The organism is Vibrio wakamikoensis, assembly GCF_050337275.1.
Classification (GTDB): Bacteria; Pseudomonadota; Gammaproteobacteria; order Enterobacterales; family Vibrionaceae; genus Vibrio; species Vibrio chaetopteri.
This window is the reverse complement of sequence record NZ_JAKJST010000015.1, coordinates 64,367-87,907: the sequence shown is the minus strand read 5'-3', so window position 1 is coordinate 87,907 and position 23,541 is coordinate 64,367. Positions and strand designations below refer to the sequence as shown.

The following is a 23,541-nucleotide window of genomic DNA, read 5'->3' as shown; positions in this document are numbered from 1 at the left end:
CCGAAGTGTTGGCTTAGTTTGTTATTTCTTCTTAGCGCTTTTCTTTTTCTTCACCGCTTTCTTCTTGTCGTCTTTCTTTGGCTTTTTTTTCTTGAAGACTGGCTTTTTATGCGTTGGGCGCATGCCGTCGATGAAGCGTTCTTTGATGGTCTCTTTGGTGTAGCGAGCGACGCGATCCATCATTGGTTGATCGTGTGCTTCCACAATAGAGATAGCGATGCCTTTTTTACCTGCACGAGCGGTACGACCGATGCGGTGTAGATAGACATCGGCACTGCGTGGCATGTCGTAGTTGATAACGTGAGAGACATCCGGCAAATCGATACCACGTGCAGCGATGTCGGTTGCGAGAAGGACGTTCACTTGGCCATCACGAAAGCGGCTGATAGCGTTGTTACGACGATCTTGTAGCATTTCGCCTTGGATCCACGAACATGGGATCTGCGCGCTATCTAGTTGCTGACGAAGCTCGCCTAGACGCTCGCGCGTCTTTACAAATACGATAGTACGCTGAGCTTGCTCGGTCAGGATGCGTTTTAGCAAGTTCAGTTTGTGATTCGCATCATCGGCGCGGTGATACCACTGGGTGATCTTTTTGCGTTCGCGAGTTGATGGCTGCGCTTCGAGCTCGGCTGGATTTTTCAAAAGATCGGCAGTGAAACCTTCAACACCACGACCTTCAAGCGTTGCAGAGAACAGCAATGTTTGCTTACGCCAGCGACACTCTGCTGACAGGCGATCAACGGTTGGACCAAAGCCTAAGTCCAGCATGCGGTCTGCTTCATCAAGTACTAACCATTCGATAGCACGGCAGTCAAAGCGCTCTGCCTCGATGTATTCCATCAAACGACCTGGCGTTGCCACCACGATATCTTGAGTCTCTGCCAGCGTTGCGGCGTGAGAATCGTACGTCACACCACCGGTAATGGTCGCGACTTTAAGGCGAGTGTACTTCGCGAGTGCAGTCGCTTGTTCTGCTACTTGCATTGCCAGCTCACGAGTTGGCGTGAGGATCAAAATACGTGCTGGACCTGCCTTTTTACGAGGGAAGTCGAGTAAGTATTGGATTGCTGGAATAGCAAAGGAAGCGGTTTTACCTGTTCCTGTTGGTGCAGAGGCAAGAATATCCCTTGCATCCAATGCTTGTGGAATAGCCTGAGCCTGGATGTCAGTTGGGCGGCTAAAGCCCATTTCTTCAATCGCTTCTAAAAGGACTGGATCTAGATCGAGTTCGGCAAAGGTTCTGATCACTATAGTGTCTCCACAAGACGTAGGTTAACCCTGAACAAAAAAACATCAAACAGGGAAAAAGTAGGGCGGCTATTATACTCAAACGAACGCGCGGCGCACTTACATTTTAAGGTAAAAGTCCTTAGTTAGAGTAATAAAGTCCGCAGAATATCCACCGACGTCGCCATGGACAACTAAATGCTCCTCTTTACACTCTTCAAATACCTTACTCAAGGTAAACAGCAGACGGTGACAAGGCTTTTTAGGGGTGGTTTGTACTCGGCATAGGCGTGTTAAATACCAACCTTGCTGCTTAGCCATTGCGATGAACTGCTCACCTTCTGCTGTTGGCAGGACAAAGCTGGCTTGCCCCTCCTCAATAAGTAAACTGTGGCAGCGCTCTAGTAATTGCTCATGCGCTAGGGTGTGAGTATGTCTAGCAGTGGCTCTCTGGGCATTGTGCGAGACTTCACCGCTATTGAAATAGGGTGGGTTACAAATGATCCCCGTAAAACGCTCGCTAAAGCTCTGCTTTAGTACGTCTCCTTGAAGCAGTGTTAGACGCGCACTCCATTCGGTGTCCGCAAAGTTGCGTTTGGCGTCATTAATGGCCGTGCTGTCGATATCGATCGCTGTAATCGCTGCATCTTGATAACGCTGCGCACTCATCAAGGCTAGAAGGCCTGTACCGGTACCGATATCGAGCAGTCGCTCTGCGTTGGTATATTGTGTCCACGCACCAAGAAGTACCCCATCGGTGCTAACCGGCATCCCGGAATGACCATCTAGAATTGCGAACTGTTTGAATTGAAAGCCTTTCGTTTTTGATGTGCTACGAGTCATAAGTTATTTTGTTAATCGTTTGCTTTTGAGTGATAGGTACTGTTGTTAAATTGTTGAGTAGTGATATGTTCTGTATGTAAGTAATGTGTGTGGGAAAATGATCGAGATAAAATTCCAGTCTTGGCATTTACTTTAGTTAATCAAACTGCTTTCGAATCAATTAAACAAATTTATATAGTGTTTATATCTATATCTATTGCTTATTGACTAGTGATTCGTCATTATGCCCGCCTTATTTTACGAGGGAACCAAGATTCCTTCTACAGAAACACAACATAACAAGTAAGGGCATATCTGTGAAACAGACGTTAAAAACAACAGATATTATAGCAGTCGGCTTTATGCTGTTTGCGTTTTTCCTTGGTGCTGGCAACATCATCTTTCCACCACTAGCGGGTCAATTAGCGGGTGAGAATTTGCTCCCAGCGATGACCGGTTTTCTTCTCACTGCAGTAGGTCTTCCTCTTATTACCATTATTGCTGTTGCAGTGGCAGGAGGCTCTTGGGAGCACCTGACGAAAGATTTGCCAAAGAAGGCTGCGACGCTTATTGCGGTACTGATCTTTATTATTATCGGCCCTGCGTTCGCGGCGCCTCGTACTGGTCTGGTTGCGTATGAAATGGCGATTCGCCCATTCTTCGCTGACGCAGCCCAAATGCACCTAACGATTTTCTCAATTCTGTTTTTTGCTGTTGCCATGTCATTTGCTTGGTCACAAGGCAAACTGATTGATGTTATCGGTAAGGTTCTTACACCCGTTCTGTTTGTTGGCCTAATTGTTCTAGCAGGTGCGGTATTCATTGACCCACAGGGTGAGATGATTGCTCCAGTCGGAGAGTATCTAAGCCAGCCTCTGACCAAAGGTTTCCTTGAAGGTTACAACACCATGGACACCTTTGGCTCTTTGATGTTTGGTATGTTGATTGTGGATGCACTGCGTAAGAAAGGCATTACTGAGCAAGCAGCAACGACTAAGTACCTGATTAGCTCAGCATTAATTGCTGCTGCGGGTCTTGCTTTTGTTTACATCTCTTTGTTCTACCTAGGTGCGACGAGCGCGACGGTTGCAGCAGGTGCAGACAACGGCGGTGCCATCTTGAGTCAATACGTACAAGCGTTGTTTGGTCCATACGGGCAGGTCGTACTTTCTGTGATTGTATTGCTAGCGTGTTTGACAACAGCGATCGGTCTGATCTCAGCGTGTTCTGATTACTTCAGCTCACTCACGTCTATCAGCTACCAGAAATGGGTTGTGATCATTGGTGTTGCATGTGCTGTAGTAGCAAACGTTGGTTTGGCGCAGCTTATCTCGCTATCGGTTCCAGTCCTGTTTGCACTATACCCAGTTGCGATTGCACTAGTAGCTTTGACCTTTACTCGTAAGTACCTAGCGAACCCGAAACTTGCTTACCGCGTGGTTATCTTGGTATCACTAGCATTTGCCATGATCGATGCTGCGAAAGTAGCAGGTATTGATGTATCAGCTTTCAATGCATTGCCACTGTTTAGTGTGGGCATGGGTTGGGTAATGCCAACGTTTGTTGCGATTGTCTGCATGTGCTTTATTGGCCGTAGTGACCAAAGTCTTGAGCAAGAAGCTGCCTAGTTGAGCATGCTAATAGTAAAGTCTGCTTGTAAGACTTCATGAGAACTAAAAACGGCGCCTTGATAGGCGCCGTTTGTTTGGAAATTTTTTACTTTGTAAGCATTACAGCGTTTGCTGATACTCTACAAGGATCTGCTCAACCCAGCTTGCAATGCGCTCATCACTAAGCTCGTATTGAGAGTCTTCATCCAAAGCGAGACCGACAAACTGACTGCCATCTTCGGTGAGTGCTTTTGACGCTTCAAATTCGTAGCCTTGATTATTCCAATAACCAATAAACTGAGCGCCGGTTGGTTTAAGCTCGTCGTGTAGCATGCCCATGGCATCGAGATACCATTCGCCATAGCCTTCCTGGTCACCTAACCCGAATAAAGCAACGACTTTACCACTGAGTGATACACCGGAGATTTGATCCCAAATAGCGCCCCAGTCTTCTTGGAGTTCACCAAAATCCCAAGTGGAAATGCCTAAGATAAGCAGATCATATTCGCTCATCTTGGTAATAGGCGTCTCTTTTACGTTGAATATGTCGACGATATCAGGGCCGATGATGTCGCGGATTTTCTCTGCAGCCATCTCGGTGTAGCAGGTGGACGAGCCGTAAAATAAGCCTATTTTCATAACTTCACTGTATCTTGGTTGTGATGATTGGCCAAGATTCTACTCTGAATTCGACCATCTTTGCAGCGCTTATTCGCTAGGTGTTGGTTTTTTATGGCAATCTGGTTTTTTCTCGCTTACTCTGTTCAAAGTACTGTATAAACATCCAAGAGGTAGTCGTGAGCGACGTCAATATCCAAGATCAGGGCTTAGTGGAGCAATTTCTCGATTCTATGTGGATGGAGCGAGGATTGTCAGAAAATACCTTGGCGTCTTATCGAAATGATTTGGTGAAGTTGTTGAAATGGATGCATGAGCACAACTATAAACTGGATTTTATTAGCTTAGCGGGCTTGCAGGAGTATCAAAGCTGGTTGGCGGATCAAAACTACCAACAAAGCTCAAGAGCGAGAATGCTGTCTGCGATCCGTCGGTTGTTCCAATATCTGCACCGAGAAAAACTGCGCTCGGACGATCCAACCGCTCTATTGGTGAGCCCAAAACTCCCTAAGCGACTACCGAAAGATTTAACCGAAGATCAAGTGATGGCACTCCTGGAAGCGCCCGATCCGAACGATCCTATAGAGTTGCGTGACAAAGCGATGCTAGAGCTGCTCTATGCAACAGGCCTTCGTGTCACTGAGCTTGTGAGCCTGACGATGGAAAATATCAGCCTAAGACAAGGCGTGGTACGTGTTGTGGGTAAAGGTAACAAAGAGCGTTTGGTGCCCATGGGCGAGAACGCCATTGATTGGATCTCTGAGTTTATCGATAAAGGTCGCCCTCAGTTGCTTGGTGAGAAAACCTCGGACGTGGTGTTTCCAAGTAAACGAGCCAAGCAGATGACCCGACAAACCTTTTGGCACCGTATTAAGTTCTATGCTGTGCTGGCTGATATTGATACCGAGTTATTGTCGCCACACGTACTAAGACACGCTTTTGCGACGCATCTATTGAACTATGGCGCAGATCTGCGTGTCGTACAGATGTTGCTAGGGCATAGTGACTTATCTACGACACAAATTTATACTCACGTAGCAACTGAACGATTGAAGAACATTCATAGCCAGCATCATCCAAGGGCTTAATTTAACGTTTTCTATACAAAGGTGATTTTAATGAGCGTATTACGCCGCTTAACTCTACTTTCTCTGCCATTTTTCGTGACGGCTTGCGGTGCAGAAGAGTCTCAACCAAGCCAAGCAACACCAGCAACTGTCGTTGAAGCGGCGGCGGCGAGTTCTGCAGCAGACGAAGCGGCCATTCGTGAACGATTTGCCAAAATCGGCATTGAGGTATCAGAAATCGTGGCTTCAGATATCGCGGGTCTGATAGAAGTTCGCACACCTGGCGGTATCTTGTTCGCATCACCATCAGGTGATCATTTCATTGCCGGCACACTGTACTCTATCGATGCTGACGGCAATTACAAAGATGTGATTGCTGAGCGCCAAGCGCCAATCAATGCTGAAAAAATCGCATCATTTGCGGATACAGTCATTGAATACAAAGCAAAAGACGAAAAGTACGTGGTGACGGTATTCACTGATATTACTTGCGGCTACTGCGTGAGACTGCACAGTCAAATGGAACAATACAACGACCTTGGAATTACAGTGCGCTACCTTGCTTACCCACGACAAGGAGCGACGGGCTCGGTTGCTGACCAAATGGCGAAAATCTGGTGTTCAGAAAATCCCGCAGACGCGATGCACGATGCTAAAGTTAACCGCAAAGAAGCGGTGTTTGATGGTGACCTGAAGCAGTGTCAAGAGACCGTAGCTAAGCACTATGAGCTTGGACGCGAACTAGGTATCAGTGGTACGCCAGCTATTTTCCTACCAAACGGTGAAATGGTGGGTGGCTATCTTCCTCCTGCTGATCTTCTAAAGCGTCTACAACAAATTCAATAACGATTAGGATTGGGGCCTTTTAAGGCCCCATTGCATTTTATGATAGAAATCCAACGCCGCCCTGACGTCGATATTTCGATACTTCCTGACTCTATACCTGTTTTGCTGCGCCGTCTGTACATCAGCCGTGGTGTGAGTGATGTCGCTCAATTGGAAAAAGCGGCCAAAGGGCTGCATTCCTACCAACAACTAGCGGGAATTGACCCCGCTGTTGAGCTGCTGTTTGAAGCGATTGAGCAGCAAAAGCGCATCATCGTTGTCGGTGACTTTGATGCTGATGGTGCTACGAGCTCGGCGCTTTCTGTATTGGCGCTGCGTATGCTAGGCAGTCGAAATGTAGACTATCTGGTGCCGAACCGTTTTGAAGATGGCTATGGTCTAAGCCCTGAAGTGGTCGATCAAGCTATCGAGATTGGTGCAGAAGTCATCATGACTGTTGATAATGGTGTTTCTTCGATTTCCGGGGTGCAGTACGCCAAAGACAATAACATCAAGGTGCTGGTGACTGACCACCACTTACCGGGTTCAGAGCTGCCGAATGTAGATGCAATGGTCAACCCCAACCTCAATGAGTGTGGGTTTCCATCGAAAGCGCTAGCGGGTGTTGGCGTCGCGTTTTATCTTATGATGGCACTTTGCGTTTATATGAGAAAGCGCAATTGGTTCGCCGAGCAAGGTATGGCTGAGCCAAAATTGATGGAGCTGATTGATTTGGTGGCGCTTGGTACCGTTGCCGATGTGGTGCCTTTGGATGAGAACAACCGCATTTTGGTGCATCAAGGCCTGCAGCGAATTCGAGCGGGCAAAGCTAGACCCGGCATTCAAGCTTTGATTGAAATTGCTAAGCGCGATGCAAGAAAGCTGGTGGCATCCGATTTTGGTTTTGCGCTTGGTCCACGAATCAATGCCGCTGGTCGCTTGGATGACATGTCGTTTGGTGTTGAGCTTTTGATGTCGGATAACCTCCACGCTGCTCGCCGGATGGCCAGTGAACTTGATGGTCTTAACCAGACGCGCAAAGACATCGAAGAAGGCATGAAGCAAGAGGCATTGGCATTTTGTGAGCGCTTGCAAATTAGTGATAAGGCGGCGCTGCCGTATGGCCTAGCGCTGTTCCAGCGTGATTGGCACCAAGGTGTGATTGGCATTTTGGCTTCTCGTATCAAAGACAAATTCCATCGCCCGGTGATAGCGTTTGCCGATGGTGGCGAAGGAACAATTAAGGGTTCTTGTCGTTCTATCCAAGGTTTGCATATGCGTGATGCTCTTGACCGTATTGATACCCAGAACCCGGGATTGATTTTAAAGTTCGGTGGTCACGCGATGGCAGCCGGTCTTACCATCATGGAAAAAGACTTCGAGCGCTTTAGTAAGCTGTTTGATGAGGTGGTGCGTGAAGAGCTGGGTGATACCGCGTTAAAAGGTATTATCTTGTCGGATGGTGAGTTAACGCCGGAAGAGTTTTCCATGCATACCGCAGAGCAGATCCGTGCTGGAGGTCCTTGGGGACAAGCGTTCCCTGATCCTGTGTTTGATGGTGAGTTTAAAGTGCTGCATCAAAAGCTGGTTGGAGAAAAACACCTCAAGCTGATGGTTGAGCCGATGCATAAAGGGTTTGGCACCAATATTATGCTGGATGCGATCGCCTTTAATGTGGATTTACGCCGTTGGCCAGATGCTTCGGTGAAAACCGTCACTCTCGCTTACAAACTGGATATCAATGACTTTCGTGGAAACCAGTCATTGCAACTGATGGTCGACCATATTGAGCCTCGATAGGGGGTTGATATTTCGGTCAAGGAAAATCGATATTTTCCTGTATCTTCGTCACATTTTTGAGTAGAATTCTGCGGTTAAATTCTACTCATAAATGCTGAGCAAATATGTTTGAAATCAATCCTATCAAAAACCGCCTACAGGATGTGTCTGAACGCACAAATATCCTGAGGGGGTATCTTTGACTATGACGCTAAGAAAGAGCGTCTAGAAGAAGTCAACGCAGAACTTGAACAACCGGATGTATGGAACGAGCCTGAGCGTGCGCAAGCACTAGGTAAAGAACGTGCCTCATTAGAAGCGGTTGTTGAAACCATCGACCTTCTTGACCAAGGTGTGGAAGACGTAGACGGTCTTCTTGAGCTTGCGGTTGAAGAAGAAGACCAAGAAACTTTCGATGAAATTGAACCAGAACTTGCTGAACTGGAAGCCAAGCTAGAAACGCTTGAGTTCCGTCGTATGTTCGCCGGTGACCACGATGCGTCAGATTGCTACATCGACTTGCAATCGGGCTCTGGTGGTACGGAAGCGCAAGACTGGACCAACATGATGCTACGCATGTATCTTCGTTGGGCAGAAGCGAAAGGCTTCAAGACAGAAATCATCGAAGTATCAGAAGGTGAAGTCGCTGGCCTTAAAGGCGCGACTGTGAAGGTCTCTGGCGAGTATGCTTATGGTTGGCTACGTACAGAGACAGGTGTTCACCGTCTAGTTCGTAAGTCACCATTTGACTCAAGCGGCCGTCGTCACACTTCATTTGCTTCTGCGTTTGTTTATCCAGAGATTGATGACAACATTGATATCGAGATCAACCCGTCTGATCTTCGTATCGACGTTTACCGCGCTTCTGGTGCGGGTGGTCAGCACGTTAACACCACGGAATCTGCGGTTCGTATTACTCACGTTCCAACTAACATCGTGGTTCAGTGTCAGAACGATCGTTCTCAGCATAAAAACAAAGACCAAGCGATGAAACAGCTACGTGCAAAATTGTTCGAGCATGAACTGCAAAAACAAAATGCAGAGAAGCAAGCGAACGAAGATGCTAAATCTGACATCGGTTGGGGCAGCCAAATTCGCTCTTACGTACTTGATGACTCACGCATTAAAGACTTGCGTACTGGCATTGAAAACCGTAACACTCAAGCGGTTCTTGATGGCGACTTGGACAAATTTATCGAAGCTAGCCTAAAATCAGGCCTGTAAGCTTTTCACCACTTTTAAAACAGGATACATCGAAAAATGACTGATGCTGTTCAAAACGAAAACGCACAAGAAGCCTCTTCACCTGAAGAAAACAAGCTGATCGCTGAGCGTCGTAGCAAGCTGGATCATATCCGTAAAAGCTGCAAAGCCAACGGCCACCCAAATGATTTCCGTCGTGAACACCTAGCAGGCGACCTTCAAGCGGAATTTGGTGAGAAGACGAAAGAAGAACTAGAAGAGCTAAACCACGTAGTGGCAATCGCAGGCCGTGTTATGGCTAAGCGTGGTCCATTCCTAGCGATTCAAGAAACGTCTGGTCGTATCCAAGCATACGCAGCAAAAGATGTTCAAAAAGAGCTAAAAGAGAAATACCAAGGCCTTGATATCGGTGACATCATCGGTGTGAAAGGTGCACTTCACAAGTCTGGTAAAGGCGATCTTTACGTGAACATGGAAGAGTACGAGTTGCTAACGAAAGCACTTCGTCCACTACCAGAGAAGTTCCACGGTCTAACTGACCAAGAGATGCGTTACCGTCAGCGTTACGTTGACCTAATCGTTAACGAAGACTCTCGTCACGCATTCATCATTCGCTCTAAGCTTGTATCAGCAATTCGTAACTTCATGAGCTCAAAAGGCTACCTAGAAGTCGAAACGCCAATGATGCACGTGATCCCTGGCGGTGCGACTGCACGTCCATTTATCACGCACCATAACGCACTTGATATCGACATGTTCCTGCGTGTTGCCCCTGAGCTTTACCTAAAACGTCTAGTGGTTGGTGGCTTTGATCGCGTATTCGAGATCAACCGTAACTTCCGTAACGAAGGCCTATCGCCACGTCACAACCCAGAATTCACTATGATGGAATTCTACCAAGCATACGCTGACTACAAAGATCTGATGGATCTCACTGAAGAGATGCTAAGCACGGTAGCGATGGATGTTCTAGGTTCAACGTCTATGCCTTACGGTGACGAAACCGTTGAGTTTGGTGGCACTTACGCACGTATGAGTATGTTTGAAGCGATCAAACACTACAACCCAGATCACGCTGAAATCCAAGCATTGACAGAAGAAGACCTAACTAACCGTGACAAGATGGTAGCGATTGCTAAGTCTGTACACGTTGAAGTAGAGACGTTCTGGACATGTGGCCAGCTTCTTGAAGAGATCTTTGGTGAGACGGCTGAGCCTCAGCTAATCCAGCCAACGTTCATCACTGGCTACCCAGCAGATATCTCTCCACTGGCGCGTCGTAGCGATGACAACCCATTCTTCACTGACCGCTTTGAGTTCTTCATCGGTGGCCGTGAAGTCGCGAACGGCTTCTCTGAGCTTAACGATGCAGAAGATCAAGACGCACGCTTCAAAGCACAGGTTGATGCGAAAGACGCAGGTGATGACGAAGCAATGTACTACGATGCAGACTACATCACTGCACTAGAGCACGGTCTACCACCAACAGCGGGTCAAGGTATTGGTATCGACCGCCTGGCGATGCTATTTACTAATACGCACACCATCCGTGACGTTATCCTATTCCCAGCGATGCGTCCTCAGCAGTAAGCTCTCTGCTAAGGTTATGACTTCTTACAAAGCCTCTCTGCGGAGAGGCTTTTTTTTTTATGCCAAATTCCTTTGAATGTTTATAGAAAAGTTACAAATCGTGCACTAGTCTTAAATGTGAGACACCTCTGTACGTTTTAAACGCGATAGTCGTCTTTGATAGATAGCGCCACATGCATAGAATGGAGCTATTGAATCTAAAAACAATAATAGGAATGATGTAATGGGAACCGAATTTCGGATGGATTCAATCCCCGGCTCTTTGGTCGTGGTGGGTGGAGTTTATGAGCCTTGGCTATCTGTTTTAGAGCAAGCGGGTTGGCGCTGCACGCAATGCTCTGATCTTCGCAAAGCAGATGCACTGTTTTCTGAGATTGGACCATGTATTGGTATTGTCGATCTCACGCGGGATGATTTTAGCTTAAATGGTATCGCGAAACTCGTTAGTACGCATAAGCAGGTGCGTTGGATAGCGTTTATCCGTGAGTCGCAACTTAGCTCAGATACGATTTGCCAATTTATCGTCAATTTCTGTATCGATTTCTTCACCACGCCAATTCCAGACTCAAGACTCATGAGTACCATTGGTCACCAGCTTGGTATGCTCAAACTTGAGCAAAAAGTTTGGCCGCACAATGGCAACGATAACGACCTAGGTATAGTCGGGCAATCGCTGCCCATTAGACGACTACGTGACCAAATTCGTCGTATTGGTCCAACAGACGTGAGTATTATGATCCACGGTGAAGTTGGAGCAGGTAAGGAGTCGGTCGCCAAGGCGATTCATCGCTGTTCAGCTCGCTCGCAAAAACCGTTTATTGCTGTCAATTGTCGTGCGTTTTCGGATGCTCGTTTCGAAAATGAGTTTTTTGGTATGCATGACGCTTCTCAGAGTTCATTGCTTGATCAAGCATCTGGCGGCACCATTGTCCTCAACGACATATTTACTCTGCCACCTAAGCAGCAACTTAACTTGTTAAAGTTCTATCAAGATGGGCAAATCGAAACGGCTAAAGGCATCAAGGAATTTGATGTGCGTATTTTAGCGGCGGATTCCTCAGATATTGAGAAAGCCTTGGGTGACGGTACCTTTAACGAGGAGCTCTTCCATTGCATTAATGTGTTAAGAATTAATGTCCCTAGTCTTAAAGAGCGTGCGACAGATATTGCACTATTGGTGACACATTACATAAACCAATTTGCTAAAGAATTTAATTCTCCTGTGAAATCTATTGACGACGATGCAATTAAGTCACTGACTTATTATCATTGGCCTGGAAACGTGAAGGAGCTACTGAATCAGGTGAAGCGAGCGGTATTAATGACTGAAGAAGAGGTGTTATCGAAAAAACACTTTGAGCTACCGGGTACGTTTTCTGGTAAACGTAGTTTGAAAAGTATTCGTGAACGCTCAGAGCGTGATGCGCTTATTTTAGTCCTCGATAGTCACAACGGGCAGGTAACGCAAGCGGCGAAAGAGTTAGGTATTTCGCGGGCGACGATGTATCGCTTGTTGAACAAGCACAACTTGATCACAGAAGAGACTATCTAGCGTAACGGATAGGTTTTGAACAATGAAAGGTGCTTCGGCACCTTTTTTGGTTGAAATTGACGCCGTTTTAAGTGGTTTACATTGCAATTACACGGAAGGTTGATGTAGCTCGCACTAAGTGGGCTTGAAATAATATCAGGTTGTATTTTGCTTAAATAAAATTAATCACCGTATTTTTGTAGGTGATTGATTAAATACTCGGCATTAAAACACTCTTGATCGTCATCACTAGAGTATTCATTTGTTTTTCACTTTTTTATATATGCTTTGTTGATTTAATAAACGAACTGCATAAGAATTAACCGTGAGCGAGACGCTCATTTACCCAAATTTCAGGATTAATAAAGTCAGTATGGAGGCACAGAAAATGATGAATCGTATTTCTTTTATCAACGCTTGTGCTGTTCGCCGTACTGATGCTGATCATATGTGTGGTCTAGTTTCGACCGCCACTGTTACCGACAAACCGGTAGCAAGTTCAGCACAAGCTTAATTAATCCGTAACCTTATGAGGCTGCGGAAATAGCAGTCACATAAGAGTCTTTATATCTTTCCTAGACTGCTATTTCTCTCCTCTTTATTTCATAATCTGGAGATTATTATGCGTACTTCTGTTTATCTAACTATCGCAACATGGCTAATTAAAGCTGACATTCAAAAAGAAGAGCGTGAGTGGAAAAGACGCTACCGTCGTAGCGCGTATCAATTGCCGCTTCACAACGAGCACCTACTAAGAGACATCGGCTTAGACAAAGAAGGTCGTCCACTTGGTCATGTCGCAGCTCCTCAAGTTGTCGCTAAACGCAAAGCTCGTCATCTACGTCGAGAGTTGCAGTCAAGATTAGCTACGTAACTCAAGGCGGGCAGTGTCACTGCCCGCCGAGTTCTTGATATAGCGAGATTGAGTCATTTTTCCATCCCTCAAAAACGCGCTAGAAAACACGATTAGGGGCAAGGATTTGAATACCTTGCCCCTATTATTTGTAACTCTTCTAACAGTTCATCGGACAAGGTGACGTCAATACTATCGATATTGCTTTTTAGTTGGTCGAGATTGGTGGCACCAATAATATTGGAGGCCACAAAAGGACGTTGATTCACAAATGCCAGGGCCATTTGTGATGGATCTAGGCCGTGTTTATGGGCAAGATCGACATAAGCCTGAGTTGCTTCAATGCCTTGAGGCGTGAAGTAACGGACAAAGCGTTCAAATAGGCTGCAACGTGCGCCTTCAGGTTTTTGTCCCTCAAGGTATTTACCGCTCAAGCAGCCGAAGGCTAATGGCGAGTAGGCGAGTAGCTCAACCCCTTCATGGTGACTGATTTCCGACAGTCCCACTTCAAAGCTTCGATTAAGTAAATTATAAGGGTTTTGAATGGAAACGATTCTTGGCAAGTCGTGCTTTTCCGCCAACTTGAGCAGTGTCATTACACCCCATGGCGTTTCGTTGGAGACGCCAATGTAGCGAATTTTTCCCACCTTAATCAGCTCGTTTAGTGCTTCGAGCGTTTCAATTAAGGTAACTTCTTCATTGTCGTCAGGATAAGGGTAATTAAGTTGGCCGAAACAGTTAGTTTTGCGCTGGGGCCAATGAAGCTGGTAAAGGTCGATATAGTCGGTTTTTAATCTAGCGAGGCTGTCATCGAGAGCTTGATGTATATTGCGGCGATCTAGGCTCATATTTTCGCGAATGTAAGGGACGTTGCGCGGGCCTGCGACCTTGGTTGCTAAAACGACTTTTTGTCTTTTATCAGAATGCGATAGCCAGTCACCGATATAAGATTCAGTTAACCCTTGAGTGTTTTGTTTGGGTGGAACTGGATACATCTCTGCAGTATCAATGAAATTGATCCCGCGTTCAACGGCATAATCAAGCTGCTCAAAGGCTTCTTGCTTGGTGTTTTGCTCACCGAATGTCATGGTTCCCAAACAGATTTTACTGACTTCGAGCGAAGAGTGTGGGAGCTTGTGGTATTTCATTGAGCCATCCTTGCTTGTTGTTACTTGATTCCACTATACCCCGTTTTTATAAAAGTTCTGCTCATTTTATGCGCAACTGGCTGCGCCTTGGCTAAACTGATAGTGATAAGTCACGCATTATCCACAAAGCAGAGGAGGTGGACTATGCAAAAACATCAGCTCGATCGTTGGTTACACGGACATCATAAAGAGAGTTATAAGCCACCTAAAGTGTTTGTGATCGGTTGTGCTGATATTTCACACTATTTACTTGCAGTGGAATACAAGCACAAACTCGAACCCATTAAACAAGATGATGAGCCTATTCATTACGAATCTTTAGATTCTGTAAAAGAAGCACTGACACGTCTCGGTGTAGAAAAAGCTTATCTACGGCTTCATAACGCCTACGATGAGTGCGGCAGCGCAGAGATGAATCGCTACTGTGATATTGAACTCAACTTGCACTGAGCGTGTCTCTGTAGCGGCAAACAGGTATTAAGCAAAGTAGGTTTCTAAGATATAGCTCGTAAAACTCGCTCTGAGGTAAAAGCCTCGGGGTAGGGTTTTTATTGGCTGACCATTTGTGCCATACGCTTCCGTCTTCGCTCGGCTGTTGGCGGCCTTTGGCCTTATTTGCAGTACTTCACCGCTTCTGGCGGTAATTTGATTAACATCACCGAGTGCAATCAAATCCATGAGCTCTTCCCAGTCGTTTTTAAGCAATGCCTCTTCTTGCTTCGAAGGGCTCCAGATAAGCGGAGATCCCACACGCCTCTCTGCGACAGGAATCTCGCGCTCACCCTCAACAGGTAGCCAAAGGACTCGCGACAGTTTATTTCGAATATGGCTGGCTTCCCAAGTTAACCCAGTGATCCCTGTTAAAGGGGCGACGCAAACGAAGGTCGACTCCAGTGGTTTGCCATTGTAGCCAATTGGGATGCTCTTTAGCTCGACACCGATTTCAGGAAAATCTTGTACAGGTTTGCTGCCAGCCGTTGCACCAAGGTGCCACTCCAGTAATTGACCAACCCAACCCTTGTCTCGCTTGAGATTGTCAGGTACACGCATATTGGCTGGCTTGGCAAGATCGCCAAAGCTCATGCCAGCGATTTGACGGGCGCGTTCTAACAGTTCGGCTTCGGATTTTGGTGCTGTGTTCATGGGTGTTAATGTCGCTGTTTTTTCTAACCGCCGCTAGTTTACCATGAGAACGAATTCTAGCTCTGTACAAAAAAGGATCACTTCGCTGCAAACTTGATCTATTAAATAGTTATCCACAGCTAGATTGCTTAATTGCCATTAAAAATGAATGCATGGATAAATAATCAGTATATTTGACCTGATAAACTGCTTGAAATATCGGGCTTTGTATGAAAACTGGCAATCCTAATGTGGATAAACCAAGCTGTGGTGGATCTTTGACCGATCTAAATGGTGGCAAATCAAAATCTTAAGAACTACGCATAAGACATGATGGTTTTGGTTTTATGTTTATGTTTATTATGACTTTATTATATTGTTCTGTTTTTGGGATAGTTTAGTAGGTTCTAGTTTTTCTACGATTTTTTAGAGAGATCAACGATTCTGCACACAGTTATTCACAGAAAAGGTGAATAAATGTGGCCTATGTCTCATTGTGGTGTTGATAACTACGATGTTGTTTGAATCTTATCCAGTGAACTACAAAGAAGTGGTAATTGTTCAAATTTACACATCCATAAGTTTGCTCAAGTTGGGGATATGTGGAAAAATCAAGGTAATGAAAATTTAATTGAGGTTGGCCAGTGATAGATGGCGATGGTTACCGACTTAATGTTGGTATTGTAATCTGTAACAACCATGGTCAGGTCTTCTGGGCTAAACGATACGGACAACACTCATGGCAGTTTCCTCAGGGCGGTATTGACGAAGGTGAATCCCCTGAAGAGGCCATGTATCGAGAACTGTATGAAGAAGTGGGATTGACTAAGAACGACGTTAAAATCGTTGCGGTCAGTCGTCACTGGTTAAGATATAAGTTACCTAAGCGTTTGGTGCGCTGGGATTCGAAACCGGTCTGTATCGGGCAAAAACAGAAATGGTTTTTACTGCGCTTGGACTGCGATGAGTCCAAAATCAATATGCAGCGCGGTAATACCCCTGAGTTTGATGGTTGGCGTTGGGTAAGTTATTGGTACCCAGTTAGACAAGTGGTTTCGTTCAAGCGTGATGTCTACCGCCGTGCGATGAAAGAGTTTGCTTCGCTAGCGATGCCGTTTAAAGAACGAAAATTTAAAGGCAAAAGAAAGCATCGAAGAGGGTAAGTATGCTATCGCAACTAAGGGATATAGTTGAGCACGTCTCAAAAGTAGAAGACGTGCATGCAGCCCTCGAGATGTTAGTGCAGCAAACGTGTTCAGCGATGAATACCGAGTGCTGCACTATTTATCTTGCCAACGACGATAAGCAGCGCCTAGAGCTCATGGCGACCCAAGGGCTTACCTTCCAAGGTGATACGATTCATATTGGCTTCAATGAAGGTTTGGTCGGCTTAGTTAAGCGTACCGCCGAACCTATCAACCTGGCAGAGGCCGCCAAACACTCCGCATTTAAGTTCTTCCCTGAACTGGGGGAAGACCTCTATCATTCCTTTCTTGGCACGCCTATTATCCATCGCAAGCAAGTGCTCGGTGTGTTGGTCGTGCAGCAAAAAAGCTCCCGACAATTTAGTGAAATGGAAGAGTCTTTTCTGGTCACATTGTCTGCGCAGATCGCGGTGTTGATTGCTCATGCGATCGCCCAGGGACATGGCTTTTTTGATGATAATGCTGCGCTTGTCATTAAGGGCATCGGGGCTTCTTCTGGTGTTGCGATTGGCCCTATTTGGTGGGACAACACTCAGCCAGACCTGAGTGACGTATTCCCTGCGTCCACGCTTGATGTGGCACGTGAGCAAGAGATGCTCTCGGTTGCGATAGAACATGCGCTGGCGGACTTTAAGCGCATGCGCAAAAAGCTCGATTTGGAGCTTAATAAAGATGCGCTGGCCATATTTGACTTGTTTACCCACTTACTCAACGATCCGATGTTGAGAAACGACCTCAAAGCTCAGATCCAAAAAGGGGATAAAGCCGATTGGGCACTGCGCCAAGTCGTCGAAAGTTACGCTAACCGCTTTGCAAAAATGTCCGATGTGTATTTACGCGAGCGGGCGCAAGACATTAAAGAGCTTGGGCAGCGATTGCTGTTCTTCCTCCATGATACAGAGTACCCCATTCACGAGTTTAACGAGCCCGTGATTTTAGTGGTTCGAGAGCTGACCGCTTCGATTTTAGCGTCTATTCCGAAACAGCAATTGCTTGCAGTTGTGTCGCTGGAAGGCGCGGCTAACTCGCACGCGGCAATTTTGTCTAGAGCCATGGGCATTCCAGCGGTCATGGGGGTGAATACTAACCCTGAGCTGCTTAGTGGCAAGCTCGGTATTGTTGATGGCTACAGCGGTGAAATATTCCCAGACCCTAGCCAAGAGCTGCTATTGGAATACCGAGAGCTGGTCAGTGAGGAGTCGGAACTGTCACAAATGGTGGAGTCGACGGCTGACCTTGAGGCCGCCACCAAAGATGGTCAGCGTATTCAAGTTATGCTCAATGCGGGTCTTAGTGCTGATACCAGTATTTCAATCAACAAAAACGTTGATGGCGTCGGCTTGTACCGCACCGAAATTTCGTTCTTATTGCAGCAGCAGTTTCCATCGGAAGAAGAGCAACTGCATCAATATCGTTCTGTGCTAAGTGCTTACTCGAATAAGCGAGTCGTCATGCGTACATTGGATATTGGTGGCGATAAAGCGTTGCCGTATTTGCCTATCGAGGAAGATAATCCATTTTTGGGTTGGCGTGGGATCCGTTTTACCCTAGATCATCCTGATATCTTTTTGATTCAGTTGCGTGCGATGCTTCGTGCTAGCATTGGCATTGATAATCTGAGCATTTTGCTGCCTATGGTCTCTTCGGTGCAGGAGTTTGATGATGCGGCAACCCTGATTGAACAAGCTTATCAGGAAGTGCATGATGCTCATCCAGAGGTGAAAAAACCACAAATCGGTGTGATGATTGAAGTCCCATCGATGTTGTATATTTTGCCGTTCATGGCACAGCGAGTCGATTTTGTTTCGGTGGGCACCAATGACTTAACCCAATATTTATTGGCGGTTGATCGCAATAATGCGCAAGTAGCAGACATCTACGAAACGTTGCACCCCTCAGTGCTTGCGGCAATGAAACACATTTTTGCGACTTGCCAAGCCTATGACTTACCTGTGTGTATCTGTGGCGAGTTAGCCGGTGACCCTATTGGCGCGCTTCTACTCGTTGGCTTGGGTTACGATACCTTGAGTATGAACACCTCTAACGTGGCAAAAGTGAAATACTTGCTTGCGCAGAGCTCACTCGATGAGCTTAAACAACTTGCTGACAAAGCGCTGATGCAACCCTATGGAAAAACCATCTACAATCAAATGCGCGATTTCTTTGAGGCCAAAGGTCTTGCAGGCTTCATCCGTGCAGGTAAATTTTAACTCTTATATTTTGGTCTTGTTGTGAATTACGAATTGATATTGCTGTTGCTACTGCTTGGTGCTGTAGTAGGAACTATGTCGGGTCTGCTGGGGATTGGCGGCGGCCTGATTGTTGTACCAGCCCTGGCGTTTTTGCTGCCTAAGTTTGGCATTGGTAGTGATTTAGTCATGCATATAGCACTTGCGACCTCTCTGGCTTCGATCATTATTACCTCTGGTTCATCGGCAATAAATCACCTTAAGTTAGGCAATGTTGATTTGTTTGTGATTAAGTGGCTCATACCCGGTGTGGTCATCGGTGGGTTTGCTGGCTCTTACATCGCAGAGTGGATCCCTTCGCATTACCTGCCAAAGGTGTTTGCTTTTATCGTGCTGATGTTAGCGATTCAAATGTTCCTATCAATTAAGTCTCAAACGGTACGAAATCTTCCATCTCCATTTATCACCACATGCTGTGGTGCGGGAATTGGCATGGTTTCGAGCCTAGCAGGCATCGGTGGCGGTTCGATGTCGGTGCCATTTTTGAGTAAACATGGCGTTGAAATGCGCCGTGCGGTGGGATCTTCTTCTGTTTGTGGTTGTGTGATTGCACTGGCAGGCATGTTAGGCTTCGTGTTTCATGGTGCGAAGGCCGAAGGGCTGCCGGAATTCAGTGTCGGCTATGTTTACCTACCAGCTTTGTTTGCGATTGCCGCTACCTCCATGGTGACGACGCGATTTGGTGCCAAGTTGGCGACGACAATGCCAACACCGAAACTTAAAAAGATTTTTGCAGTCTTTCTATTGTTCGTGGCATTTTCTATGATGTTTTAGCCCCATTATTTAATAACTTTAAGTGAGCGTTTTATGTCTCAGGGATATATCCAGTTTCCAAATATTGACCCTGTTCTGTTTGAGTTAGGTCCGCTGTCTGTCCGTTGGTACGGTTTGATGTACTTGATCGGTTTTGCTTTCGCTTTGTGGCTTGCAAATCGACGCGCAGATAAGGCAGGTTCAGGTTGGACTCGAGAGCAAGTGTCGGATCTTCTGTTTGCCGGCTTTCTTGGAGTAGTTATCGGTGGTCGCGTCGGCTACGTATTGTTTTACGGCTTTGAAGAGCTGCTACAAGACCCGCTTTATCTATTTAAAGTGTGGACTGGCGGTATGTCATTCCACGGCGGCTTGCTGGGTGTTATCACGGCGATGTTTTGGTACGCACGTAAAAACGGTCGCACTTTCTTCAATGTTGCGGACTTTATTGCGCCACTAGTGCCGTTTGGCTTAGGCATGGGGCGTCTTGGCAACTTCATGAATAGTGAGCTTTGGGGACGCGTGACAGATGTGCCATGGGCGATTATCTTCCCCAACGGCGGTCCGTTACCTCGCCACCCATCTCAATTGTATGAGTTTGCGTTAGAAGGTGTGGTGTTATTCCTAATTCTGAACTGGTTCATTCGTAAACCTCGCCCAGAAGGCTCTGTCTCTGGCTTGTTCTTGCTTGGTTATGGAACCTTTAGATTTATGGTAGAGTACGTGCGCGAGCCGGATGCCCACCTAGGTTTGTTTGGTGGATTTATCTCAATGGGTCAAATCCTCTCATTGCCAATGATGATCATTGGCGGCTTGATGGTCGCGTGGGCTTATAAAGTCAACGGTGCAACCACTCCAAAAGTATCGAAGTAATAGGAATTGTCGTGAAGCAGTATTTAGACTTATGTCAGCGAATCGTTGACGAGGGTATTTGGGTTGAGAACGAGCGCACTGGTAAACGTTGTTTAACCGTGATTAATGCCGATCTTACTTACGATGTTGCTGGTAATGCCTTTCCATTGGTCACAACTCGCAAGAGCTTTTGGAAAGCAGCAGTCGCTGAGCTACTTGGCTACATCCGCGGCTATGACAATGCGGAAGATTTTCGCAAGTTGGGCACCAAAACGTGGGATGCCAACGCTAACCTCAATGAAGCGTGGTTAAACAATCCATATCGTAAAGGCGAAGACGATATGGGACGTGTCTATGGTGTTCAAGGCCGAGCATGGGCGAAGCCGGATGGCGGCCATATTGACCAGCTTCGCAAGATTGTTGATGACCTTTCAAAGGGCGTTGATGACCGTGGTGAAATTCTTAATTTCTACAACCCAGGTGAATTTCATATGGGGTGCCTACGTCCTTGTATGTACAGCCACCACTTTTCTCTATTGGGTGACACCTTATATCTAAACAGTACTCAGCGCTCTTGTGACGTGCCGCTTGGACTTAATTTCAATATGGTTCAGGTGTATGTGTTCTTGGCCATCATGGCGCAAATCACCGGCAAGAAGCCGGGTCTGGCTTACCACAAGATTGTGAATGCGCATATTTATGAAGATCAGCTTGAGCTGATGCGTGACGTGCAGCTTAAACGTGAGCCCTTGGCTGCGCCAGAGTTTCGCATTAACCCAAAAATAAAGTCACTAGAAGATCTAGAAACTTGGGTAACGCTGGATGATTTTGAAGTGATTGGGTACGAGAGTCACGAGCCGATTCGTTATCCGTTTTCAGTATAACGTTTCATGTAAAGAGTCGAACAAAAACGCCGAGCAGGTCAGTCTGCTCGGCGTTTTTTGTGACCAGCTAATATAGCTCTGTTGCTGACTAAAAGCTTCTTTACCAGCTAATGGCTTCACGTTCGGTAAAAAAGCCTGCGGTTGGACCATCTTCTTCTAGTGTCGCTAACCAAATCGCAGTGTCGGCGCCTTCTCGTGGTGTTTTCAGCTTCACCTTGTCTCCGTATTCAGGCAGTTCATCTAGATTCATGCCGGAATCGACCCAACCAGGGCAGTAGGAATTCACCTTAATACCAAATGGTTCAAGCTCTTTGGCAAACAGGACTGTGTTGGCGTTAACACCAACTTTTGAGGACTGATAGGCTGCACAGACATCATCTCTCCAAGGGGAGTTCATATTGGCGAGCTGAGAAAGCTGAGCCGCTTGGCTCGATACATTGACCACACGAGCCCCGGCGGATTTTTTCAGTAGCGGGGTTAAAGCTCGTGTAAGCAAGAATGGGCCAATCTGATTGATTTCAATCACTCGTCGATAAGTGTCCTCATCGATCCGTGATGGATGCTTGCCAAAATCCGCTAAGATTGAAGCGTTGTTGACCAACACATCTAAACGACCAAACTCTTCCTCTATCTTGTTGGCGATAGCCGGAAACATTGAAGACATCGCAAGATCAATTTTAACGTGCGATGCCAGGTAGCCTTTGTGACGGAGTTCATTGGCGAGGGCGCTGCAAGATTGGATGTCCGCCATGATCACGTGGAAACCTTGTTCCATGAGCATTTCAGATGTGGCGAGACCGATCCCTTGAAACGCACCGGTAACAAGTGCGATTTTGTGCATACTGGACCTTTTCGTCGAGTTTATTGATTGCAGTTTATCGCTGGAGGGAGAAGGTTGGCAGTAACATAGGGGGATGTTACCTCTAGGTAACTGCCAAAATGTGAAGGTAAAACGTTAGTCGTAGTAGTACTCTTCAGCGATTTCCTCGTCGACGATCTCTTCTTCGATAATTTCTTCTTCAACGACTTCTTCAGCCACGATTTCGTCTTCTACAGCGACATCAGTAACGACTTCACACGCTTCTTCATCGTAAGCGCCATCAACAGTACCTACAACCGCACCCGTACCGCCACCAATTGCAGCACCGGCAGCTGCGCCGCGTCCGCCGTCAACAATACCACCGACAACAGCGCCGGTGATTGCACCATCTACTGCTCCATCGATAGCGCCTTCTGCGGTTTGGTCACAGTAGTATGCAAAGCTTGGTGAGGCGATAAGTGTGCTGAGAAGTAGAATTTTTGTTTTCATGACAGAGTCCTATACATAGTGATTACGTAATAGAGTAAACAACGACTTAAACTTCGGTAAGTTGGTCAACGTCAATCTTGGGTTAGTTTCTAGTCTTGGTATTGTTGTGCTGTATTGGCGGTCTGCGTCGCTAAGTGATGTGTCAATAATAGGATGCAAAGACTCAACAATAGGTTGTAACTTGCGAAGCGTTAAGCGGTTGACTCATAATGAAATGAGCGAAAAATAGGAGAGCAGAAAATGCGAGCGTATGTATGGATATTGGCAGCCTTACTGGTGGGCTGCAGTAGCGGCCCCGATGAGATCAAAGTTGCCGATGAAAAGCTGTTGGTCAGTTATCAAGATGCGAACCCTGATGCGACACCTTATAAAGGTCAGCCAGCGCGCTGGGGTGGGGTGGTCGCAAAACTTACTAACCCGTCGGCAAGCAGTAGTGAGTTGCAAATCAGTTATTTTGAGCTTGATGCGAAAGGGCGACCAGATGAGACCCGGCAGGGAAGTAGCCGTTTTGTCGTTAAGGTAGAGCGATTTTTAGACCCGAAGATCTTTGTGCTAGGTAAACCGATGACTTTTGTCGGCAACATTGAGGGACAAACGGATATCAAAGTGGGTGAGCAAACGCTTTCTGTCCCGGTGTTAAAGGCGTCAAACTACTACCTTTGGACGGAAGATAAACGCATCAAAACCTATTATGTCGGCGACCCGTACTACAACTACTATTATGACCGCTATTACTATTGGGACTACGTCGATGAAGCCGATCTTATCGATCATTACGACGCGTACGATGCTTATGACGCCTACGATTATGGTGACTTCTAAAAACGAAAACGCTCAGCATCTGCTGAGCGTTTTTTTATTCTTTACCATTGCCATTTAGCGGCGCCAGTGAAT

The 23,541-nt window shown here is 46.4% G+C and carries 23 protein-coding genes; 16 read left to right on the top strand and 7 right to left on the bottom strand.

Annotated features, from left to right (window positions below; translation table 11 throughout):
• Positions 1-21: 21 nt before the first annotated feature.
• Positions 22-1,251, bottom strand: a complete 1,230-nt coding sequence (gene srmB, locus L4C42_RS06400) for an ATP-dependent RNA helicase SrmB (RefSeq protein ID WP_353497019.1) — start codon at positions 1,249-1,251, stop codon at positions 22-24.
• 99 nt (positions 1,252-1,350) lie between these two features.
• Positions 1,351-2,073 carry a tRNA1(Val) (adenine(37)-N6)-methyltransferase gene (locus tag L4C42_RS06395; protein WP_353497018.1) on the bottom strand — a complete coding sequence of 241 codons (723 nt, stop codon included), beginning with the start codon at positions 2,071-2,073 and terminating at the stop codon, positions 1,351-1,353.
• Positions 2,074-2,369: 296 nt separating this feature from the next.
• Between L4C42_RS06395 and brnQ the strand changes: the two genes are divergently transcribed.
• Positions 2,370-3,680, top strand: a complete 1,311-nt coding sequence (brnQ, locus tag L4C42_RS06390) for a branched-chain amino acid transport system II carrier protein (RefSeq protein ID WP_353497017.1) — start codon at positions 2,370-2,372, stop codon at positions 3,678-3,680.
• Between the two features lie 102 nt (positions 3,681-3,782).
• Here the strand turns inward: brnQ and fldB are convergent, their stop codons facing one another.
• Positions 3,783-4,301 carry a flavodoxin FldB gene (gene fldB / locus L4C42_RS06385; RefSeq protein ID WP_353497016.1) on the bottom strand — a complete coding sequence of 173 codons (519 nt, stop codon included), beginning with the start codon at positions 4,299-4,301 and terminating at the stop codon, positions 3,783-3,785.
• 158 nt (positions 4,302-4,459) lie between these two features.
• On the opposite strand from fldB, the gene xerD reads away from it, so the two are divergent.
• The 8 genes from xerD (at position 4,460) to L4C42_RS06345 (ending at position 13,149) form a co-directional block, all read left to right on the top strand.
• Positions 4,460-5,368 carry a site-specific tyrosine recombinase XerD gene (xerD, locus tag L4C42_RS06380; RefSeq protein WP_418641975.1) on the top strand — a complete coding sequence of 303 codons (909 nt, stop codon included), beginning with the start codon at positions 4,460-4,462 and terminating at the stop codon, positions 5,366-5,368.
• A 30-nt stretch (positions 5,369-5,398) separates the two neighbouring features.
• Entirely contained in the window at positions 5,399-6,193 is a 795-nt protein-coding gene (dsbC, locus tag L4C42_RS06375) for a bifunctional protein-disulfide isomerase/oxidoreductase DsbC (protein WP_353497015.1), read from the top strand.
• A gap of 39 nt (positions 6,194-6,232) precedes the next feature.
• Positions 6,233-7,972 carry a single-stranded-DNA-specific exonuclease RecJ gene (gene recJ / locus L4C42_RS06370; protein WP_353497014.1) on the top strand — a complete coding sequence of 580 codons (1,740 nt, stop codon included), beginning with the start codon at positions 6,233-6,235 and terminating at the stop codon, positions 7,970-7,972.
• A 104-nt stretch (positions 7,973-8,076) separates the two neighbouring features.
• A protein-coding gene (prfB, locus tag L4C42_RS06365; RefSeq protein WP_112459573.1) for a peptide chain release factor 2 occupies positions 8,077-9,175 on the top strand; the annotation gives its coding sequence in 2 pieces (ribosomal slippage) (positions 8,077-8,151 and positions 8,153-9,175; 1,098 coding nt in all).
• 36 nt (positions 9,176-9,211) lie between these two features.
• On the top strand, positions 9,212-10,744 hold the full coding sequence (gene lysS, locus L4C42_RS06360; protein ID WP_353497013.1) for a lysine--tRNA ligase: 1,533 nt from the start codon (positions 9,212-9,214) through the stop codon (positions 10,742-10,744).
• Positions 10,745-10,967: 223 nt separating this feature from the next.
• Complete coding sequence (locus L4C42_RS06355; protein ID WP_353497012.1) at positions 10,968-12,296, top strand: sigma-54-dependent transcriptional regulator; 1,329 nt, start codon at positions 10,968-10,970, stop codon at positions 12,294-12,296.
• A 367-nt stretch (positions 12,297-12,663) separates the two neighbouring features.
• Complete coding sequence (locus tag L4C42_RS06350; RefSeq protein ID WP_353497011.1) at positions 12,664-12,789, top strand: hypothetical protein; 126 nt, start codon at positions 12,664-12,666, stop codon at positions 12,787-12,789.
• A 108-nt stretch (positions 12,790-12,897) separates the two neighbouring features.
• Entirely contained in the window at positions 12,898-13,149 is a 252-nt protein-coding gene (locus L4C42_RS06345) for a DUF1127 domain-containing protein (RefSeq protein WP_418641976.1), read from the top strand.
• A gap of 92 nt (positions 13,150-13,241) precedes the next feature.
• Here the strand turns inward: L4C42_RS06345 and L4C42_RS06340 are convergent, their stop codons facing one another.
• A complete protein-coding gene (locus L4C42_RS06340; RefSeq protein WP_353497009.1) occupies positions 13,242-14,276 on the bottom strand; it encodes an NADP(H)-dependent aldo-keto reductase in 1,035 nt (344 codons plus the stop codon).
• Between the two features lie 144 nt (positions 14,277-14,420).
• Between L4C42_RS06340 and L4C42_RS06335 the strand changes: the two genes are divergently transcribed.
• Entirely contained in the window at positions 14,421-14,726 is a 306-nt protein-coding gene (locus L4C42_RS06335) for a DUF6482 family protein (protein ID WP_042496529.1), read from the top strand.
• 27 nt (positions 14,727-14,753) lie between these two features.
• On the opposite strand, the gene mutH is transcribed toward L4C42_RS06335, so the two are convergent.
• Positions 14,754-15,419, bottom strand: coding sequence for a DNA mismatch repair endonuclease MutH (mutH, locus tag L4C42_RS06330; protein WP_353497008.1), 666 nt, complete (start codon positions 15,417-15,419; stop codon positions 14,754-14,756).
• Positions 15,420-16,042: 623 nt separating this feature from the next.
• On the opposite strand from mutH, the gene rppH reads away from it, so the two are divergent.
• Genes rppH through L4C42_RS06305 form a run of 5 tightly spaced genes read left to right on the top strand, consistent with a single transcriptional unit; the run spans position 16,043 to position 21,338 of the window.
• Entirely contained in the window at positions 16,043-16,561 is a 519-nt protein-coding gene (gene rppH / locus L4C42_RS06325) for an RNA pyrophosphohydrolase (protein WP_353497007.1), read from the top strand.
• 2 nt (positions 16,562-16,563) lie between these two features.
• The gene (ptsP, locus tag L4C42_RS06320) at positions 16,564-18,813 is read left to right on the top strand and encodes a phosphoenolpyruvate--protein phosphotransferase (RefSeq protein ID WP_353497006.1); all 2,250 of its coding nucleotides are present in this window, start codon (positions 16,564-16,566) and stop codon (positions 18,811-18,813) included.
• Between the two features lie 21 nt (positions 18,814-18,834).
• The gene (locus L4C42_RS06315; protein WP_353497004.1) at positions 18,835-19,626 is read left to right on the top strand and encodes a sulfite exporter TauE/SafE family protein; all 792 of its coding nucleotides are present in this window, start codon (positions 18,835-18,837) and stop codon (positions 19,624-19,626) included.
• Between the two features lie 33 nt (positions 19,627-19,659).
• Positions 19,660-20,475, top strand: a complete 816-nt coding sequence (gene lgt, locus L4C42_RS06310) for a prolipoprotein diacylglyceryl transferase (protein ID WP_353497003.1) — start codon at positions 19,660-19,662, stop codon at positions 20,473-20,475.
• 11 nt (positions 20,476-20,486) lie between these two features.
• Positions 20,487-21,338 (top strand): thymidylate synthase, encoded by an 852-nt coding sequence (locus tag L4C42_RS06305; RefSeq protein ID WP_353497002.1) that lies wholly within the window; start codon positions 20,487-20,489, stop codon positions 21,336-21,338.
• Between the two features lie 100 nt (positions 21,339-21,438).
• On the opposite strand, the gene L4C42_RS06300 is transcribed toward L4C42_RS06305, so the two are convergent.
• Positions 21,439-22,179, bottom strand: a complete 741-nt coding sequence (locus tag L4C42_RS06300) for an SDR family NAD(P)-dependent oxidoreductase (protein ID WP_353497001.1) — start codon at positions 22,177-22,179, stop codon at positions 21,439-21,441.
• Between the two features lie 114 nt (positions 22,180-22,293).
• The gene (locus tag L4C42_RS06295) at positions 22,294-22,647 is read right to left on the bottom strand and encodes a YMGG-like glycine zipper-containing protein (RefSeq protein ID WP_353497000.1); all 354 of its coding nucleotides are present in this window, start codon (positions 22,645-22,647) and stop codon (positions 22,294-22,296) included.
• Between the two features lie 240 nt (positions 22,648-22,887).
• Between L4C42_RS06295 and L4C42_RS06290 the strand changes: the two genes are divergently transcribed.
• Positions 22,888-23,469 carry a Slp family lipoprotein gene (locus tag L4C42_RS06290; RefSeq protein ID WP_353496999.1) on the top strand — a complete coding sequence of 194 codons (582 nt, stop codon included), beginning with the start codon at positions 22,888-22,890 and terminating at the stop codon, positions 23,467-23,469.
• The last annotated feature ends 72 nt before the right edge of the window (positions 23,470-23,541 follow it).

Excerpts from the sequence above, each read along its gene's own strand:
- L4C42_RS06395 (WP_353497018.1), bottom strand. The coding sequence starts at position 2,073 with ATGACTCGTAGCACATCAAAAACGAAAGGCTTTCAATTCAAACAGTTC.
- fldB (WP_353497016.1), bottom strand. The coding sequence starts at position 4,301 with ATGAAAATAGGCTTATTTTACGGCTCGTCCACCTGCTACACCGAGATG.
- dsbC (WP_353497015.1), top strand. The coding sequence starts at position 5,399 with ATGAGCGTATTACGCCGCTTAACTCTACTTTCTCTGCCATTTTTCGTG.
- recJ (WP_353497014.1), top strand. The coding sequence starts at position 6,233 with ATGATAGAAATCCAACGCCGCCCTGACGTCGATATTTCGATACTTCCT.
- lysS (WP_353497013.1), top strand. The coding sequence starts at position 9,212 with ATGACTGATGCTGTTCAAAACGAAAACGCACAAGAAGCCTCTTCACCT.
- L4C42_RS06355 (WP_353497012.1), top strand. The coding sequence starts at position 10,968 with ATGGGAACCGAATTTCGGATGGATTCAATCCCCGGCTCTTTGGTCGTG.
- L4C42_RS06350 (WP_353497011.1), top strand. The coding sequence starts at position 12,664 with ATGATGAATCGTATTTCTTTTATCAACGCTTGTGCTGTTCGCCGTACT.
- L4C42_RS06345 (WP_418641976.1), top strand. The coding sequence starts at position 12,898 with ATGCGTACTTCTGTTTATCTAACTATCGCAACATGGCTAATTAAAGCT.
- L4C42_RS06340 (WP_353497009.1), bottom strand. The coding sequence starts at position 14,276 with ATGAAATACCACAAGCTCCCACACTCTTCGCTCGAAGTCAGTAAAATC.
- L4C42_RS06335 (WP_042496529.1), top strand. The coding sequence starts at position 14,421 with ATGCAAAAACATCAGCTCGATCGTTGGTTACACGGACATCATAAAGAG.
- mutH (WP_353497008.1), bottom strand. The coding sequence starts at position 15,419 with ATGAACACAGCACCAAAATCCGAAGCCGAACTGTTAGAACGCGCCCGT.
- ptsP (WP_353497006.1), top strand. The coding sequence starts at position 16,564 with ATGCTATCGCAACTAAGGGATATAGTTGAGCACGTCTCAAAAGTAGAA.
- lgt (WP_353497003.1), top strand. The coding sequence starts at position 19,660 with ATGTCTCAGGGATATATCCAGTTTCCAAATATTGACCCTGTTCTGTTT.
- L4C42_RS06300 (WP_353497001.1), bottom strand. The coding sequence starts at position 22,179 with ATGCACAAAATCGCACTTGTTACCGGTGCGTTTCAAGGGATCGGTCTC.
- L4C42_RS06295 (WP_353497000.1), bottom strand. The coding sequence starts at position 22,647 with ATGAAAACAAAAATTCTACTTCTCAGCACACTTATCGCCTCACCAAGC.
- L4C42_RS06290 (WP_353496999.1), top strand. The coding sequence starts at position 22,888 with ATGCGAGCGTATGTATGGATATTGGCAGCCTTACTGGTGGGCTGCAGT.